Genomic DNA, 15212 nt, shown 5'->3' with positions numbered 1-15212 from the left:
GTATGCGAATCCTGCTGGTCGAAGACGAAGCGCCGTTGCGCGAGACCCTGGCCGCGCGCCTCAAGCGCGAAGGCTTCGCTGTGGATGCGGCGCAGGACGGCGAAGAAGGCCTGTACATGGGGCGCGAGGTTCCATTCGACGTGGGCATCATCGATCTGGGCCTGCCCAAGATGTCGGGCATGGAACTGATCAAGGCGCTGCGCGACGAGGGCAAGCAGTTTCCGGTTCTGATCCTGACCGCGCGGTCGAGCTGGCAGGACAAGGTCGACGGGCTCAAGCAGGGCGCGGACGACTATCTGGTCAAGCCTTTCCACGTCGAGGAACTGCTCGCGCGCATCAATGCGCTGGTGCGCCGCGCGGCGGGCTGGAGCAAGCCGACGCTTGAGTGCGGACCGGTGGTGCTGGATCTCGCCGCGCAGACGGTGAGCGTCAACGGCAGCAACGTCGACCTGACCAGCTACGAGTACAAGGTGCTCGAGTATCTGATGATGCATGCTGGCGAACTGGTGTCGAAGGCCGACCTGACCGAGCACATCTACCAGCAGGATTTCGATCGCGACTCCAACGTGCTCGAGGTGTTCATCGGCCGCCTGCGCAAGAAGCTCGATCCGGAAAGCACGCTCAAGCCGATCGAGACCGTGCGCGGCCGTGGCTATCGTTTCGCCATCCCGCGCAGCAACGAAGGCTGATCCCGCGCGCATCGCCGTCCCGCGGGAATTGCATCCATGATGAGCGCGCGCGCGCCTGGCTTCGGATGGCGGCCGCGCTCCCTGCAATCGCGCCAGCTGTGGGCCGCAAGCCTGGGGCTGGTGGCGTTTCTCGCCCTGACCGGCTATGCGCTGGATCGCGCCTTCATCGACGTTGCCGGCCATGGCCTTCGCGACCGGTTGAAGGGCTACGCGCTGGCCTATGCGCAGAGCATCGAGTTCGCACGCGACGGCAGTCTGATTCCGCCCGAACTCCCACCCGATGCGCGCTTCGACCGGCCCGGTGCCGGCTTGTACGCCGAAGTGGTGCTGCCCAGCGGGCGCTGGGTCTCCAATTCGGCGCAGGGTCCGACCCTGCCGCAGGGCGAGATGCTGGCGCCGCGCGAGGAACAGTTCAGCGAAGCGCTGCCGATCACGCGCAGCAACGGCATGAGCGGTGAGGTCTATCGCTATGGCATCGGGCTGGTGGATGCGACGCGCGGGGATGCGGCTGAATTCCCCTACACGATCTACGTGATGGAGGACGCCGGCAACCTGCCGCTGCAGGTGCAGATCTATCGCCAGGCCCTGTGGGGCTACCTCGGCATCGCGGCGGTGATCCTGCTGCTGCTGCAGGCATTGATCCTGCGCTGGAGCCTGCTGCCGCTGCGCCGCGTGGTGTCGGAACTGGCGCGCGTGCAGCGCGGGCAGGCCTATCGCATGAGCGAGCGCCACCCGCGCGAACTCGAGCCGCTCACCGAAAGCATCAACGCCCTGATCGAGAGCGAGCGCGAGCATCTGGACCGGCAGCGCAACACCCTGGCCGACCTGGCGCACAGTCTCAAGACTCCGTTGGCGGTCCTGCGCACGCGCCTGGACAGCGGTGCGAGCGAGGCCGAGCTGCGCGAGGACCTGGATACCCAGCTGCGGCGCATGAACGACATGGTCGGCTACCAGCTCAGCCGCGCCGCGTCGGGCGGGCACAAGCTGTTCGCTGCGCCGGTGGAAGTCGAGGGCCACGCCGAACAGATCGTGCAGGGGCTGGAAAAGATCCACGCCTCGCGCGGGGTGCTGTGCGAATTCGATGTCGACCCGGCCGCGCGTTTCCACGGCGAGCCCGGCGACCTGCAGGAATTGCTGGGTAACCTGCTGGAGAATGCGTTCAAGTGGGCCAGGTCACGGGTGCTGTTCACCGCGCGCACCGGGCAGACCGCACCCAACCGCCGACCTGGCCTGCGCATCGTGGTCGAGGACGACGGTCCCGGCATTCCGCCCGAACGCATCGCACATGTATTGCAACGTGGCGTGCGCGGCGACGAGCGCGTGCAGGGCCATGGCATCGGCCTGGCGATCGTGCAGGACATCGTGCACGGCTATCGCGGCGAGCTGCACGTGGGCGCGTCGGAGGAACTGGGCGGCGCGCGCTTCGAAGTGGTCCTGCCGCCAGGGCTGTAGGGCGGGGCCGGGCCCGCCATCGTGGAATCCGGACACACCGAAGGCGGGCCTAGGCGCGCCCTGCGTCAGCCAAAGGGGGATGGTCCGTAAAAGCGCCGCAGATGCGTTGCGACCGAGGGCATCGTTTCGTGCAGCAGGGCCGGGTCGCTGAAGTGGTATTCGCTGCAGACCGCGAAGAATTCCTCAGGTGCCTCGGCCGCGTAAGCGTCGATGGCCGTTTCGCGCCCGCCGTCGACCTGGGCTGCGAAATCGTCATACGCGCTCTGGAAGTCGCGCGCCCATTCGCGCTGCCAGTCGCGCGGCAGCGGCGGGGTGCCATCGAGCAGACCGTCGAGCGCATCGAGCTTGTGCGCCATCTCGTGCACCGCCACGCAATAGCCGGCGTCGGGTTCTTCGAGATCGGCGCACACGTCCGCCCACGACAGCACCAGCGGACCCTGCTCCCAGGCCTCGCCGATGAGCTCGTCTTCCCATTCGTGCATCACTCCGGCGGCGTCGACATGGCTCCGGTGCGCACGAAAGGCGTCCGGATATACCAGGACCTGCGACCAGCCATGCAGGCCCTCCGCTCCGAACTCGAGCAGGGGCAGGCAACACAGCGCGGCGAGCAGCACGCGATCGCCGTCCGAAAGCGTGAGCCCGGCGAGCGGCGTGATCGCCTTGCGTTGCAGAAACGTCGCGCTCAGTACGCCCAGCCGTACGTCCCGCGCATTATCCAGTCGCGCGAGCCACGGCAGGCGGCGTTGTGTGTCGCGCCAGAGCTTCGGATCGATCGGTTCGGGGCGGCGCTGCAGAAAGCGCAGCAGCGATCGCGGCATCCCAGGCAGACGCTAGCTGCGCGATGTCAGCGGAACATGCCCGGCAGCACGCTATGCCAGCGCGGCCGCGCCGCACTGTCGCCGCTGCTGCGTACCATCGGCATGGACTTGGTCTTTTCCCGGATAGGCTGGCGCTTGGAAGCAACCGGTGCCGGGGCTTCGGTCTCGATCGTCGCGTCGGGACAGGTGCCGCCTTCGCCGTTGGGCCCGTGCATGCGTCCATCGCGGGCGCTTGCGCCGACGGAGACTGTCAGCAACGCGCCGAGGAGCAGCGCACGTGCGGTCCGGGTACGGAAGAGGTCGGTCATGGCGGCGGCCCTGGTGGCTCGTCCAGCGGACGGGCGTCGTGAACTATAGCTTGGATGCGGCGGCGGCGCAGAAGGTTGCATGTTGCGGCGCAATAGCTACCGATCGGTCGAATTCCGGATCGGCAAGCGAGCTGGCGGATAATCCGGTTTCCTTTCCCGGGCGGGCTGCATGAACGAACACGACCTGCTGCAGCAGCTGATCGCAGGTCCGGCGTCGGGCGATGCGCTCGCCGGCCGCTTCGGAGTGACTCGGGCGGCCGTATGGAAGCGGGTGCAGAGCCTGCGCGAGGCCGGCGTTGCCATCTCCGCGGTCGCAGGGCGGGGTTATGCCCTCGCCCAGCCGCTGGACCTGCTCGATGTTGCCGGCATCCGCGCGGCGCTTTCCCCATCTGCTGCGGGGGCGCTGGCCCGGCTGGAAGTGGCGTGGTCGCTGGATTCGACCAATGCCGAGCTGCTGCGCCGCGAACCTCCGGCAGAGGGGGCGGAAGTGCTGTTGGCTGAGCGTCAGACCGCCGGCCGCGGACGCCGGGGTCGCATATGGTCGTCGCCGCTCGCAGCGAACATCTACTTGTCGCTCTCGCGGCGCTACGCGGGCGGGCTCGCGCGGCTGGGTGGCCTGAGTCTGGCGTCCGGAGTGGCGGTGGCGGACGCACTCAATGCCCTGGGTGCCACCGATGTGCAATTGAAGTGGCCCAACGACATCGTCGCGGACGGGCGCAAGCTCGGCGGACTGCTGGTGGAAGGGAGCGGCGAACCGGCGGGAGTTGCCCGCGCCGTCGTTGGTCTGGGCCTCAATGTCTACATGCCGCCAGGACGGGCGGGGGGCATCGACCAGCCGTGGACCGACCTGGCCAGCCTGCTCGGCGTCGTCCCACCACGCAGCGCCCTTGTCGCGCACCTGCTCGAGTACCTGTTGCCGGCCCTGGATCTGTTCGATCGCGAGGGGCTGGCGCCGTTCCTGCCGGGTTATGCCCGGCATGACGCGCTGTACGGGCGCACGGTGTCGGTGCTGGCAGGCGACGGCAGCGCCCGGGCAGGCACCGCTCTGGGGGTGGCCGAAGACGGCGCCTTGCGCGTGGAGATGGAGGGCACGGAACGGCGCCTGCATTCGGGCGAAGTCAGCGTGCGTACCTCGTGAGGGTGCAGGCGACTGGCGAATGGCTGTTCGACCTGGGCAATACCCGGCTCAAGTTCGCGCCCGTGCTGTCAGGAGGCGAGATCGGCGAGACCGTGGCGCTGGCGCATGTCGATGGCGATATCGCTGCACTTGCGCTCCCCCAGGGCGCAGTGGCGCATGTGGCCAGCGTGGCGTCGGCGGCGACAACGGTCGGCTTGCTCGACGGGCTTGCCCGGCGTTTCGGGCGGATCCAGATCGCGCGGACCCAGGCGCACTGCGGGCCATTGCGCATCGCCTACGCCCAGCCGGCACGGCTCGGCGTCGATCGCTTCCTGGCGCTGTTGGCCGCCGCGCATAGCCGCAATGCGACGGGGGTGCTGCTGGTCGCCGTGGGCACTGCGCTCACCATCGACCTGCTGGACGCAGGAGGCCTGCATCGGGGTGGCCGTATCGCGCCTTCGCCGGCGCTGATGCGCGAGGCACTGCACGCCCGCGCGGCGCAGCTGCCGGCAACCGGCGGCCGGCTGGTCGAGTTCGCTGCCGATACCGACGATGCGCTGGCCTCCGGCTGCGAGGGCGCGGCGCTGGCGCTGGTCGAACGCAGCCTGGTCGAGGCGCGGCGCCTGGTCGGCGCAACCCCGGCGTTGTGGCTGCACGGCGGCGGCATGGCCGCGCTGCTGCCGCATCTGCCGCAGGCGATCCCGGTACCGGGTCTGGTGCTCGAAGGTCTGGCGCGATGGGCACGCATCGGGGTGACCTAGAATCGGCCGCATGTTCGCGCGTGCGCTGATCGTATTGCTGGTGATCCTCAATCTGGGCGTGGCCGCCTGGTGGCTGCTGCGTGCCGATCCGCCTGCACCGGCACCGACGCCGCACCCCCGCGGCGTGCCTCGGCTGCAGCTGGTGTCGGAAACGGCCGCTGGAGCATCGGCCCAGGTTGCGGTTCCGCAGGCCGGCGAACCTCCGTTCACGCCAGCACCGCCGCCGGCAGGTCCAGCGCCGGATGCGCCGGCACCGGCCATCGACGAAACCGGGCAGCCGCTGGCGACCGCTGCGCGGTGTTTCAGCTTCGGACCGTTCCCGGATGCGGCGACCGCCTCCGGGGCGCAGGCGAAGCTGCCGGAAGGCGCCCGCAGTGCACGCATCCGCAGCGAGACCCTCCGCCGCGGCGGTGCCTGGACCGTATTGATGCCGCCGCAACCCGATCGCGCCGCTGCGCAGGCGTTGGCCCAACGGATCGACGCGGCTGGCTTCAAGGACTATTACGTCATCGGCGAAGGCGCATCCATCAATGGCATCGCCCTTGGACGGTTCGGCGCGGAGGAAGCCGCCCGCCGCCATCAGGCCGCGCTGCAGGCTGCCGGTTTCCAGGCGCAGCTTCAGGCGCCGGCCAGCGCCGGCAGCGCCACGTGGCTGGACGTCGAAACCAGCCCGTCCTTCGACGCCGATGCGGCGCGCGCGATGATCGGCGCGACCCGGGCACAGACGCGCGCATGCACGGCCGCGACTGGGGCGTAAGCCCGGCTGGGATAGAATCGCGGGCATCCGCAGCGCCGCCCGGCGCCGTGCGGTTTCACGCCGGCATAGCTCAGTTGGTAGAGCAACCGCCTTGTAAGCGGTAGGTCGTCTGTTCGAGTCAGACTGTCGGCACCATCCGGAGTCGCGTCTTGCTGCACATATCCGCGAAGCTGCGGGCTTTCGCACTGTTGCTGGCCATTGCGCCCGCGGCGCTTGCCGGAACCCCGGTCACTCCGGGCGAACTGGCATCGCTGCTCGCGCGCGGCCACGAGCAACGTCCGCTGGTGCTCGACGTGCGTACCCCCGAAGAGTACGCGGCCGGCCATGTTCCGGGCGCGATCCTGATTCCCCACGACCAGCTGGCGATGCGGCTCGATGCGCTCGGACGCGATCGGCCGATCGTCGTCTATTGCCGGACCGGTCGCCGCTCCGGCCTCGCGGAAACGCTGCTGCGCCAGCATGGTCATGAGGTGAGCCAGCTGCAGGGGAGTTGGCAGGCGTGGCAGGCCGCGGGGCTCGAATTCCAGACCTCGCCGCAACAGGATGCCTCGCCATGAAGTCGTTTCCCCCGGTCTCGCTGATCGGCGCGCCGACCGATATCGGCGCCGGCCACCGGGGCGCCCTGATGGGCCCGGACGCCCTGCGGATTGCAGGCTTGGGCGAAGCGCTGACCGAGCGTGGCGTCGACGTGGCCGACCGCGGCAACCTGATCGGCCCGGGCAATCCCTGGGCGCCGCCGGTGAACGGCTATCGCCACCTGGAACAGGTCGTGGCCTGGAACCGGCTGGTCATGGACGCGGTCGGCGCCGAACTGCAGGCCAGCCGGCTGCCGATCCTGCTCGGCGGCGACCACTGCCTGGGCGTGGGTTCGATCACCGCCGTCGCGCGTCATTGCCGCGAAACCGGCAAGCAGCTGCGGGTGTTGTGGCTGGATGCGCATGCGGACTTCAACACCAGCCAGGTGACGCCTTCCGGCAACATCCACGGCATGCCTGTGGCCTGCCTGTGCGGCATCGGGCCCGAGCCGCTGGTGCATCTGGGTGGAAACGCGCCCGCGATCCGTCCGGATCAGATCCGCCAGATCGGCATCCGCTCGGTGGACCTGGGCGAGAAGCGCCTGGTCAAGGAATACAACCTCGACATCTACGACATGCGCTACATCGACGAGGTCGGGATGAAGCGGGTGATGGAAGAGGCCTTGGAGGGCGTGGATGCCGGCACCCACCTGCATGTCAGCTTCGACGTCGATTTCCTGGATCCGGCGATCGCCCCCGGCGTGGGCACCACCGTGCCAGGTGGCCCCAACTATCGCGAGGCCCAGCTGGTCATGGAAATGATCGCCGACTGCGGACGCATGGGCTCCCTGGATATCGTCGAACTCAACCCGATGCTGGACAATCGCAACGAGACCGCGCGGGTCGCCGTCGACCTGGTCGAAAGCCTGTTCGGCAAGTCGACCCTGATGCGGGATTGAGCGTCACCTTTCGAATCGCCATCAACAAACCGGAGACTCAAGATGAAGCGTGTACTGGCCATGGCCCTGCTGCTGGCGTTCGCCGGCGCCGTGCTCGGGGGATGCAATACCACCGAAGGATTCGGGAAGGATCTGAAGAAGGTCGGCGAGAAGGTGGAAGGCGCCGCCGAGGAAACCGGCGGAACCGATCCGCGCTGACCGCTTCGACATCCTGCGCAAGCCTTCTGTGTCCTGAACACTGGTGCGCGGTTCATCGCGGGCTCGGCAAGGTCCGGGCAGGATCGGGTGCGCAGCGTGGGCGCATCCACGTAGGCTTCACGCTGCAGTGCGGTTCCATAAGCTGCGTGCCGACCCGGCCCGACCAACGATGAGGATTATTCCATGAAGCGTTTGACTGCCCTGCTGCTGTTGGCCCTGTTTTCCGCCGGCACCCTGACCGCCTGCAACACCGTGAAAGGTGCTGGCCAGGACGTACAGAAAGTCGGCGAAGAGGTCGAAGATGCCGCCGAGGACACCGGCGCAACCGACGACTGAGCCATCGCTGGACGGCGCTCGTCGCCTCGCGCGCCGCGCCGAAGGGCTTCCGTCAGGAAGCCCGCAAAGTGAATCGCAGAACGGGTCGCCTAGGCGACCCGTTCTGCTTTGGGCGTTGCGTAATGCATGGCATCGGGATTGCAACGACTTCTTGACCGTGATTGAAGGTGGTCGCTGCCATGCTCGCGTAGCGGCATTCCCTGCCGCGTAAGTAGTCGAGGTAAACGCATGAACAAGGACATCATTTCCGGCAAGTGGACCCAGATCAAAGGTCAGGCGCAGCAGAAGTGGGGAAAACTGACCGACGACGTGTTCGACGTGGCCGAGGGCGACAGCAAGTATCTGGCCGGCAAGCTGCAGGAGCAGTACGGATGGGACCGCGATCGCGCCGAGCGCGAGGTCCGCGATTTCGAAAATACGCTGCAGTAGCAGTCTGAAACGATGCGGGCCAGCGCCCGTACCCGCTAAAGAGGAAGGGCCGGCTTGCGCCGGCCCTTCGCTTTCCGCCTTCCCTGGCGGCCCTGCCTGGCCCTCGTCCGCCCGGCGTGGGTCGTCGCATCGAATCGGTTACCAGCCGGGAGGGTCAGCGACGAATCCATGGGGGAAGGCGCGCGGCTCGTCGCCGCGGCCGTAGCGCCAGTCGTAGCGCGGCATGACGCCCATGGCGGCCAGCACCTCGCCAGCGTCATAGCGCAGTTGTGTGACCTGGGCCGGGCGCGAGGACGCGCGCACGAAGTCGGTTCGACTGATCGGCGCCCATTCACGCGCGCCATGACCGGTGCCGATGCGCTGCTCGGCGATCGCATCATGGGCAGCGCCCGCCGCCGCCGACTCGCGGGCCGCCGATGGCGTGTGTGCGGATTTGGATTGCGCGCCATCGCGTTCGCGCTCGCCGCGCGCAACGGGTGGCCCCGGCATGGGATAGGGCAGGTAACGCTGGCGCTCGCGGAACACCGCGATCCCGATCACGCCTACGTCGTCCGGGCGACCGGTGCGCGCCGCATAGCTGTCGGGCAGGTCGGTGAAATAGAACTGGGCCACGTCGTCGAGTGATTTGCGCCAGCCGGTGATCTCGGCGCTCTCCCAGGGGGAAAGCACGTAGCCGGCCTGCGAGGGCGAGGCCGTTTCGCCGGTGACCGCGTTGACCCCGTCCACCGACAGCACCACCAGTACCCGTTCATCGGTCTGGTTGCGCAGGCGCACGGCGTAGCGATGGCCCGGCTCGCCGGGCACGTAGGTCCGGCCGCGATGGTCGTATTCGGGCAGCTGCTGGCCGCTGTCGCGGTCGATGAGGTCGATGTCGACCAGCGAGCCGGCCTGCAGCGGCAGGCACGCCGCGGCCGATGCCAGCGCAGCCGAGAGCAGGAGCAGATTGCGGAACATGGGCGTTCTCCTCGATGGGCGAGGGAAGGAACGGGCGGTACCGGAGAGTGGGGTTGATCGATCGGCCGAAGTTGGGCATGGCCGGGAGCCGCGGACGGGCCCTGTACCATTACCGCCCCGCTCATCTGCGCATCTCCATGGCTTCCGGCAACACCCGCATCCTCACCGGCATCACCACGTCCGGCACGCCGCACCTGGGCAATTACGTCGGCGCGATCCGGCCGGCGATCGCGGCCGCCAACGCCGCCGGCGTGGAAAGCTTCTATTTCCTCGCCGACTACCACGCCCTGATCAAGGTGCAGGATCCGGCGCGGATCCAGCGTTCGACCCTGGAGATCGCTGCGGCGTGGCTGGCCTGCGGCCTGGATCCCCAGCAGGTGTGGTTCTACCGCCAGTCGGACATCCCCGAGATCAGCGAACTGACCTGGCTATTGACCTGCGTGGCCGGCAAGGGGCTGCTCAACCGCGCGCATGCGTACAAGGCGGCGGTGGATCGCAACCGCGCCGAGGCGCTGGACGACGATGCTGGCGTAACCGCCGGGTTGTTCATGTACCCGGTACTGATGGCCGCCGACATCCTGCTGTTCAACGCGCACCGGGTACCGGTCGGCCGCGACCAGGTGCAGCACATCGAGATGGCGCGCGACATCGGTCAGCGCTTCAACCACCTCTACGGCGGACCGGCCGGGAAGGAATATTTCACCCTGCCCGAGGCGGTGATCGAGGAAAATGTGGCCACGCTGCCAGGCCTGGACGGCCGCAAGATGTCCAAAAGCTACGACAACACCATTCCGCTGTTCGCCCCGCGCGAGCAGCTGCGCAAGCTGATTTTCTCGATCGTTACCGATTCGCGTTCTCCGGGCGAGGCCAAGGACACCGAAGGCTCGGCCCTGTTCGAGATCTACCAGGCCTTCGCATCGGCAGACGAAACCGACGCCATGCGCCGCGCCTATGCCGAGGGCATCGCCTGGGCAGACGCCAAGCAGCAACTGTTCGAACGCATCGACGCCGAACTGGCGCCGCTGCGCGAACGCTACGAGGCCCTGATTGGCAGACCCGCGGACATCGAAGCGGTGCTGCGCGATGGCGCGCGGCGGCTGCGTGAACGCCATGCCACGCACTTCCTCGCCCGGCTGCGGCACGCGGTCGGGTTACGCGATCTCGGCGTGCAGGAAGCCCAGGTTGGCAAGGCGGAGAAAACCGGAACGATGCCAATGTTCAAGCAGTACCGTGAGGCGGACGGCAAGTTCTACTTCAAGCTGTCCGTCGGCGAGCGTGTGCTGCTGCAGAGCGTAGGGTTCGAATCCCCGCGGGACGCCGGGCAGAAGATCGCGGCACTGCGTGGTGCCGGTTTCGACGGCGCCGATACGGAGCTGTCGTTGGCCGGCGACGCCGCGGCTTCGGAGGTGCGCGCAGCGCTGGATGCGCTGGATGCGGCGGACGCCGCGAAGGCGGCGGCGAAAGCAGGCGGCGCATGAGTCCGCTGGTCGAGGTCAACCTGGCGCTGATCCTGTTCCTGCCCTGGTTCCTGATCCTTGGCGCTTTGTTCTGGCTGTTTCCGCGGCAGCCGCGTGGCGCGACGCGACGCGGGTTCGATCTGACCGCGCTGCTGGGCGCGACTATCGCCTTCGTGCTGTCGGTGCAGTGGGCGCATGCCAGCGCCGACCCCGGTTACGGGCGCATGTGGAAGCAGGTCTTCGCCACGTCGGTAGGGTATGGCGTGTTCCTGGCGGTGCTGGGGCTTGCGTTCTGGCTGCGCGGCCGCTGGTTGCGGCGGCGGCAGGTGAAATCGCAGGCATCTGGATCCGCCTGAAGCCGGATCATGCCGGTGTGCGCGGCGGTTCCCTGACCTGGCCGTACATTGGATGTGGGTCGCACGAGAGCTGTGCGACCAGGTGCGCAGGACGTCAGTGCCCGTCTTCGTCGGACGTGGCTGCCGCGGCGTCGCGGTAGATCTGGTATTCGGCGCGGTCCAGTTCGAAATTCTGCAGCGCGAACACCGCCGCGGCCCTTTCCTCGCGCCCGCTCTGAGGATTGTTCGCGATGTCGAGCAACGCATCCTTGATCCGGTCTGAGCGGGTGGCGCTGGAGGTCACACCGGCGATCGCCGCCTCGCGCACCTGCGGCTCGGGATCGAGCAGGGCGCGCTGCAGGATGTCCTCGACGCCTGCGCTCTTGTCCCACTGCGCCGATTGCAGCACGGCGCTGGCGCGTACGCCGGGATCGGCGTGATGCCGCAGGCGTTCGAGCTGTCCGAGCATGGGCGCGACGTCCTCGCTGGCGAGCGGGGTGGGCGCGAGCAGCTCCACCAGGGTCTTGAGCAAGACCGGATCCTGCTCCTGCCCCATCTGCCGGAGCAGCAGTGCGCGCACCGGCGCCTCCTCCACTGAATAGGCGGAGAGCAGGGCAAGTCCGTCGCGGCGCGTAGACGGATCCGGGCTGCCCGCCAGCTCCAGCGCGAATCGCTGCACGTCCTGGTTGGCGACGCCCTGCAGGATGGCGAGCAAGGCACCCTTGCGGTCCGGCTCGGATTCACCGCGGTAGCGGGCGAGCAGTTGCTGCAGGTAGACCGGATCGGCGGAAGCACGCGCAACCTGCCTGCCGAGGTCTTCGTCCGCCGGGACCGTGGGGCCGGCACCGCGCCTGCTGGGGATCGACCCGCGCTGCGCTGTCGCAGCATCGGACTGCGCTGGACGCTCCCGAGCGGCGTCGTCCGTCCGTTGCCGGCCCAGTTGGTAGCCGATCGTGCCCGAGAGCGCGACGGCTACCAGCAGGCTGGCCAGGAAGTGCGGTCTGGTCATGGCCGACAGGATGCGCCAGGCGGGCACCTCCGGCTGGAAGGCGCCCTCCCGAAGGTCAGCAGTTGGGTGCGACGCGGCCATCGGTGCCCGTGTAGGTATAGGCGTCGGGAATGTAGCGGCCGCTGCCGATCCGGTTCCACAGATTGCTGGTGCCGTAGGTCCCGGTGATGGATTGGCCCGCGATCTGGCAATAGATCGTGACCTGGGTGCCATCGGCCAGGCTGCCGACGACGGAATAGCTGGTGCTCGGTCCGCTGCGCACGTTGAGGTTGGCGCCGCTGGTATTGACCGTGCCGGTCGCAGTGCCGCTGCCGCAGTTGGCGCTGCTGTAGTTGCGGGTGCCGTAGTAGTAGGCGGTCGAGCCGTTGAACTTCGGCCAGACCGGCGATCCGTTGTAGCGCTGTTCGAAATGCAGATGCGGTCCGGTCGAACCGCCGGTACTGCCGACCGTGCCGATCTGGCGTCCGCGTGCGACGGACTGGCCCACGGAGACGGAGAACGAGTTGAGATGGGCGTAGTAGCTGGTCCAGCCGCCGCCATGGTTGATCACCACGTACTTGCCGTAACTGGTGCTGCCCAGGTTCCTCACGGTGGACACCGTGCCGGCCGCGGAGGCGACCACCGGATCGCCGTAATCGTCGGTGCGGTTGAAGTCGATCGATCGCACGGGGCTGTGATTGCTGCGGGTCTGTCCGGACCAGACCTGGCCGCAGGGGAATGGCAGCTGGAACGCCGGCGCGGCCAGCGCCGGCGCGCTGGAGACGCTGCTCGCGGCGGCGACGACGCCCGCCAGGAAGGCGGCTGGAGTGATTCGGAACGCAGTGGTCATCTTCGGACTCCCCATTTAGATGATTGTTCGGGCGTCCCCTGTCGCGACCCGTGCGCGATGCGCAGGCGCAGTCTATGCAGCCGTTGCGCGGCACTGCACTTAGGGGTAACCCTATGCGCTTCGGCCAACGCGGCGTTTGCCCTGGTTGCGGCCTTCGACAGCGGAAACCAATGAAACGACTCATACCCGGCGCGCTTTGCGCGCTTTGCGTTGCCGCCGCCGTTGCGGCCGCCGCGCCCGACCAGGGCATCGACGCCGATGCGTTGTCGCGCCACGTGCGCATCCTGGCTTCGGACGAATTCGAAGGCCGAGCGCCGGCAACGCCGGGCGAGGACAAGACGGTCGCCTACCTGATCGACGCACTCACCAGAGCCGGAGTGCAGCCCGGCGGTGAAAACGGCGAATGGGTGCAGCCGGTGCCGCTGGTGCGGGCGCAGGTCGATGGGCCGGTCACCGCGCGATTGGCGGTCGGCGGCGAGAGCCAGGCGCTGGTCAACGGCGACGACGTGGTGCTGCAGACGCTGCAGCCGGTGGAACAGGTCGAGGTGGAACGCGCGCCGCTGGTGTTCGTCGGCTACGGCGTGGACGCGCCCGAACGCGGCTGGGACGATTACAAGGGCGTCGACCTGCGCGGCAAAGTGGCGGTAGTGCTGGTCAACGACCCCGACTTCGAAAGCGGTGCAGGCGATTTCGACGGCCGCGGCATGACCTACTACGGCCGCTGGACCTACAAGTACGAGGAGCTGGCGCGCAAGGGCGCACTGGGCGTGCTGATCGTGCACGAGACCGCGCCCGCCGCCTATGGATGGGCGACGGTGCGCGCGTCCGGGCTGTCGCCGGTGTTCGACATCGAACGCAGCGATGCGCAGCGCCACCACACCCATCTGCGCGGCTGGATGCAGCGCGATCTGGCGGTCTCGCTGTTCAAGCGCGTGGGCCTGGATTTCGACGCGGAGAAAACCAAGGCGCAGCGCCGCGACTTCAAGCCGCTGCCGCTGGGCGATGCGAGCTTGTCGGCGCGCTTCGCGGTCAAGCGCGAGCGGGTGGTCAGCCGCAACGTGATCGGCAAGCTGGAAGGCACGAAGTATCCGCAGGAGAGCGTGATCTATTCGGCGCACTGGGACGCATTCGGCGTCGGCGAGCCGGACGCGCAGGGCGACCGCATCCGCCATGGCGCGATCGACAACGCCACCGGCGTCGCGTCGGTGCTGGAGCTGGCGCGCGCGCTGGCCGCCGGTCCGCGTCCGCAGCGCAGCGTGCTGTTCATCGCCTTCACCGCCGAGGAAAAAGGGCTGCTCGGCGCCATGCACTACGCCGCGCACCCGCTGATGCCGCTGGAAACCACCGCGGCGGTGATCAACATGGAGATGTTCAGCGCCAACGGGCCGATGCGCGACATCGCCTCGTGGGGCAATGGCCGGGTGTCGCTGGAGGGCGACCTGGAGCGCGTCGCGAAGGCGCACGGGCGTGCCTACCTGCACGATCCCAGCCCCGAATCGGGTTTCTTCTACCGCGCCGACCACTTCCCCTTCGCCCGCGCCGGCGTGCCGGCGATCACGGCCGGCGCAGGCGAAGACCTGGTCGACGGCGGCACCAGCAAGGGCAAGGCGCTGATCAAGGAATACTTCGCCGATTGCTACCACCAACCCTGCGACCGCTGGACGCAGGCCTGGAACGCCGAAGGCCACGCCCAGGACACGCGGCTGCTGCTCGCACTGGGCAAGGAAATCGCCAACGGCCATGCATGGCCGCAGTGGCAGGCAGGTTCCGAGTTCAAGGCCGCGCGCGACGCCAGCGCGCGGGCGCGCGAGTAAACCAGCGCGTTGCGGCGCCGATCAGTCGTTCCAGACGTTCGGTGCGCCGCCCTTTTCCGGGTGCTTCATCCGGACCACGCAGAAGCGCTGGCCGGTCGGCGCTTCCATCACCCACCAGCGCTTGACGAAGCCGATCTTCTTCGCGCCCAGCCGCTCGAGCCGGTCGGCTTCGGCGTCGATGTCATCGGCTTCGATATCAAGATGCACGCGCGAGGGATGCGCGACTTTCTGCACCTCGATGTGCAGATCGCCCGGGGTATCGCCGAACATCTGGTACTGCGCGGTCTCGTCGCCCGCGTCGCGGTCGGCGATGCTGCAGCCCAGCGCGCGGCTCCAGAAATCGGCGGCGGCGTCCAGGTCGTCGGTGTTGCAGTCGATGATGAAACCGGCAAGACGGCTGCGATGGGTCATGGTGATCTCCGGCAGGCGGGGTATCCATTGTAGGAGCGCCACTTTGGCGCGACCCATGACTCGC

Annotated in this window: 19 protein-coding genes and 1 tRNA gene; 14 read left to right on the top strand and 6 right to left on the bottom strand. The window is 68.2% G+C overall.

The window, feature by feature from the left end; translation table 11 throughout:
• Positions 1-2: 2 nt before the first annotated feature.
• Both MC380_RS16205 and MC380_RS16200 read left to right on the top strand, forming a co-directional pair.
• The gene (locus tag MC380_RS16205) at positions 3-689 is read left to right on the top strand and encodes a response regulator transcription factor (RefSeq protein ID WP_242102628.1); all 687 of its coding nucleotides are present in this window, start codon (positions 3-5) and stop codon (positions 687-689) included.
• An 81-nt stretch (positions 690-770) separates the two neighbouring features.
• The gene (locus MC380_RS16200; RefSeq protein WP_242102975.1) at positions 771-2141 is read left to right on the top strand and encodes an ATP-binding protein; all 1371 of its coding nucleotides are present in this window, start codon (positions 771-773) and stop codon (positions 2139-2141) included.
• Positions 2142-2206: 65 nt separating this feature from the next.
• Here the strand turns inward: MC380_RS16200 and MC380_RS16195 are convergent, their stop codons facing one another.
• Both MC380_RS16195 and MC380_RS16190 read right to left on the bottom strand, forming a co-directional pair.
• Positions 2207-2959, bottom strand: coding sequence for a M90 family metallopeptidase (locus MC380_RS16195; RefSeq protein WP_242102629.1), 753 nt, complete (start codon positions 2957-2959; stop codon positions 2207-2209).
• 26 nt (positions 2960-2985) lie between these two features.
• Positions 2986-3267, bottom strand: a complete 282-nt coding sequence (locus tag MC380_RS16190) for a hypothetical protein (protein ID WP_242102630.1) — start codon at positions 3265-3267, stop codon at positions 2986-2988.
• Between the two features lie 169 nt (positions 3268-3436).
• Between MC380_RS16190 and birA the strand changes: the two genes are divergently transcribed.
• The 9 genes from birA to MC380_RS16145 all read left to right on the top strand — a co-directional run bounded on the left by birA (position 3437) and on the right by MC380_RS16145 (position 8339).
• Positions 3437-4405, top strand: a complete 969-nt coding sequence (gene birA / locus MC380_RS16185) for a bifunctional biotin--[acetyl-CoA-carboxylase] ligase/biotin operon repressor BirA (RefSeq protein ID WP_242165911.1) — start codon at positions 3437-3439, stop codon at positions 4403-4405.
• A gap of 2 nt (positions 4406-4407) precedes the next feature.
• A complete protein-coding gene (locus tag MC380_RS16180; RefSeq protein WP_242165960.1) occupies positions 4408-5145 on the top strand; it encodes a type III pantothenate kinase in 738 nt (245 codons plus the stop codon).
• 10 nt (positions 5146-5155) lie between these two features.
• On the top strand, positions 5156-5902 hold the full coding sequence (locus MC380_RS16175; RefSeq protein ID WP_242102633.1) for an SPOR domain-containing protein: 747 nt from the start codon (positions 5156-5158) through the stop codon (positions 5900-5902).
• Positions 5903-5961: 59 nt separating this feature from the next.
• A tRNA-Thr gene (locus MC380_RS16170) sits at positions 5962-6037 on the top strand.
• Between the two features lie 14 nt (positions 6038-6051).
• Positions 6052-6459: a rhodanese-like domain-containing protein gene (locus tag MC380_RS16165; RefSeq protein WP_242102634.1), complete on the top strand. Its 408-nt coding sequence runs from the start codon at positions 6052-6054 to the stop codon at positions 6457-6459.
• Positions 6456-7376 (top strand): arginase, encoded by a 921-nt coding sequence (rocF, locus tag MC380_RS16160; RefSeq protein WP_242165909.1) that lies wholly within the window; start codon positions 6456-6458, stop codon positions 7374-7376. Before MC380_RS16165 ends, rocF begins: the two co-directional genes overlap by 4 nt.
• Before the next feature lie 42 nt (positions 7377-7418).
• Positions 7419-7574: an entericidin A/B family lipoprotein gene (locus MC380_RS16155; protein ID WP_242102636.1), complete on the top strand. Its 156-nt coding sequence runs from the start codon at positions 7419-7421 to the stop codon at positions 7572-7574.
• A gap of 183 nt (positions 7575-7757) precedes the next feature.
• Positions 7758-7910, top strand: coding sequence for an entericidin A/B family lipoprotein (locus MC380_RS16150; RefSeq protein WP_242102637.1), 153 nt, complete (start codon positions 7758-7760; stop codon positions 7908-7910).
• A 228-nt stretch (positions 7911-8138) separates the two neighbouring features.
• On the top strand, positions 8139-8339 hold the full coding sequence (locus MC380_RS16145) for a CsbD family protein (protein ID WP_242102638.1): 201 nt from the start codon (positions 8139-8141) through the stop codon (positions 8337-8339).
• 138 nt (positions 8340-8477) lie between these two features.
• On the opposite strand, the gene MC380_RS16140 is transcribed toward MC380_RS16145, so the two are convergent.
• Entirely contained in the window at positions 8478-9293 is an 816-nt protein-coding gene (locus MC380_RS16140; protein WP_242165907.1) for a hypothetical protein, read from the bottom strand.
• On the opposite strand from MC380_RS16140, the gene MC380_RS16135 reads away from it, so the two are divergent.
• A complete protein-coding gene (locus MC380_RS16135) occupies positions 9254-10771 on the top strand; it encodes a tryptophan--tRNA ligase (protein WP_343223595.1) in 1518 nt (505 codons plus the stop codon). The genes MC380_RS16140 and MC380_RS16135 overlap by 40 nt on opposite strands.
• Complete coding sequence (locus tag MC380_RS16130) at positions 10768-11106, top strand: hypothetical protein (RefSeq protein ID WP_242165905.1); 339 nt, start codon at positions 10768-10770, stop codon at positions 11104-11106. The genes MC380_RS16135 and MC380_RS16130 overlap by 4 nt, the downstream gene beginning before the upstream one ends.
• A 94-nt stretch (positions 11107-11200) precedes the next feature.
• Here MC380_RS16130 and MC380_RS16125 read toward each other — a convergent pair whose 3' ends face one another.
• Both MC380_RS16125 and MC380_RS16120 read right to left on the bottom strand, forming a co-directional pair.
• A complete protein-coding gene (locus tag MC380_RS16125) occupies positions 11201-12094 on the bottom strand; it encodes a HEAT repeat domain-containing protein (protein WP_242165903.1) in 894 nt (297 codons plus the stop codon).
• Between the two features lie 55 nt (positions 12095-12149).
• Entirely contained in the window at positions 12150-12923 is a 774-nt protein-coding gene (locus tag MC380_RS16120) for a M23 family metallopeptidase (protein WP_242165901.1), read from the bottom strand.
• A gap of 170 nt (positions 12924-13093) precedes the next feature.
• Between MC380_RS16120 and MC380_RS16115 the strand changes: the two genes are divergently transcribed.
• Entirely contained in the window at positions 13094-14737 is a 1644-nt protein-coding gene (locus tag MC380_RS16115) for a M28 family metallopeptidase (protein ID WP_343223594.1), read from the top strand.
• 21 nt (positions 14738-14758) lie between these two features.
• Here the strand turns inward: MC380_RS16115 and MC380_RS16110 are convergent, their stop codons facing one another.
• Positions 14759-15148, bottom strand: a complete 390-nt coding sequence (locus MC380_RS16110) for a VOC family protein (protein WP_242102645.1) — start codon at positions 15146-15148, stop codon at positions 14759-14761.
• Between the last annotated feature and the right edge of the window lie 64 nt (positions 15149-15212).

Source organism: Lysobacter sp. M15 (genome assembly GCF_022662515.1).
Classification (GTDB): domain Bacteria; phylum Pseudomonadota; class Gammaproteobacteria; order Xanthomonadales; family Xanthomonadaceae; genus JAKPBU01.
The sequence above is the reverse complement of the archived record's forward strand: the minus strand, read 5'-3'. Positions and strand labels throughout refer to the sequence as shown.

Excerpts from the sequence above, each read along its gene's own strand:
- MC380_RS16110 (WP_242102645.1), bottom strand. The coding sequence starts at position 15,148 with ATGACCCATCGCAGCCGTCTTGCCGGTTTCATCATCGACTGCAACACC.
- MC380_RS16195 (WP_242102629.1), bottom strand. The coding sequence starts at position 2,959 with ATGCCGCGATCGCTGCTGCGCTTTCTGCAGCGCCGCCCCGAACCGATC.
- MC380_RS16120 (WP_242165901.1), bottom strand. The coding sequence starts at position 12,923 with ATGACCACTGCGTTCCGAATCACTCCAGCCGCCTTCCTGGCGGGCGTC.
- MC380_RS16190 (WP_242102630.1), bottom strand. The coding sequence starts at position 3,267 with ATGACCGACCTCTTCCGTACCCGGACCGCACGTGCGCTGCTCCTCGGC.
- MC380_RS16135 (WP_343223595.1), top strand. The coding sequence starts at position 9,254 with ATGCCAGCGCAGCCGAGAGCAGGAGCAGATTGCGGAACATGGGCGTTC.
- rocF (WP_242165909.1), top strand. The coding sequence starts at position 6,456 with ATGAAGTCGTTTCCCCCGGTCTCGCTGATCGGCGCGCCGACCGATATC.
- birA (WP_242165911.1), top strand. The coding sequence starts at position 3,437 with ATGAACGAACACGACCTGCTGCAGCAGCTGATCGCAGGTCCGGCGTCG.
- MC380_RS16205 (WP_242102628.1), top strand. The coding sequence starts at position 3 with ATGCGAATCCTGCTGGTCGAAGACGAAGCGCCGTTGCGCGAGACCCTG.
- MC380_RS16175 (WP_242102633.1), top strand. The coding sequence starts at position 5,156 with ATGTTCGCGCGTGCGCTGATCGTATTGCTGGTGATCCTCAATCTGGGC.
- MC380_RS16155 (WP_242102636.1), top strand. The coding sequence starts at position 7,419 with ATGAAGCGTGTACTGGCCATGGCCCTGCTGCTGGCGTTCGCCGGCGCC.
- MC380_RS16115 (WP_343223594.1), top strand. The coding sequence starts at position 13,094 with ATGAAACGACTCATACCCGGCGCGCTTTGCGCGCTTTGCGTTGCCGCC.
- MC380_RS16140 (WP_242165907.1), bottom strand. The coding sequence starts at position 9,293 with ATGTTCCGCAATCTGCTCCTGCTCTCGGCTGCGCTGGCATCGGCCGCG.
- MC380_RS16150 (WP_242102637.1), top strand. The coding sequence starts at position 7,758 with ATGAAGCGTTTGACTGCCCTGCTGCTGTTGGCCCTGTTTTCCGCCGGC.
- MC380_RS16145 (WP_242102638.1), top strand. The coding sequence starts at position 8,139 with ATGAACAAGGACATCATTTCCGGCAAGTGGACCCAGATCAAAGGTCAG.
- MC380_RS16130 (WP_242165905.1), top strand. The coding sequence starts at position 10,768 with ATGAGTCCGCTGGTCGAGGTCAACCTGGCGCTGATCCTGTTCCTGCCC.
- MC380_RS16125 (WP_242165903.1), bottom strand. The coding sequence starts at position 12,094 with ATGACCAGACCGCACTTCCTGGCCAGCCTGCTGGTAGCCGTCGCGCTC.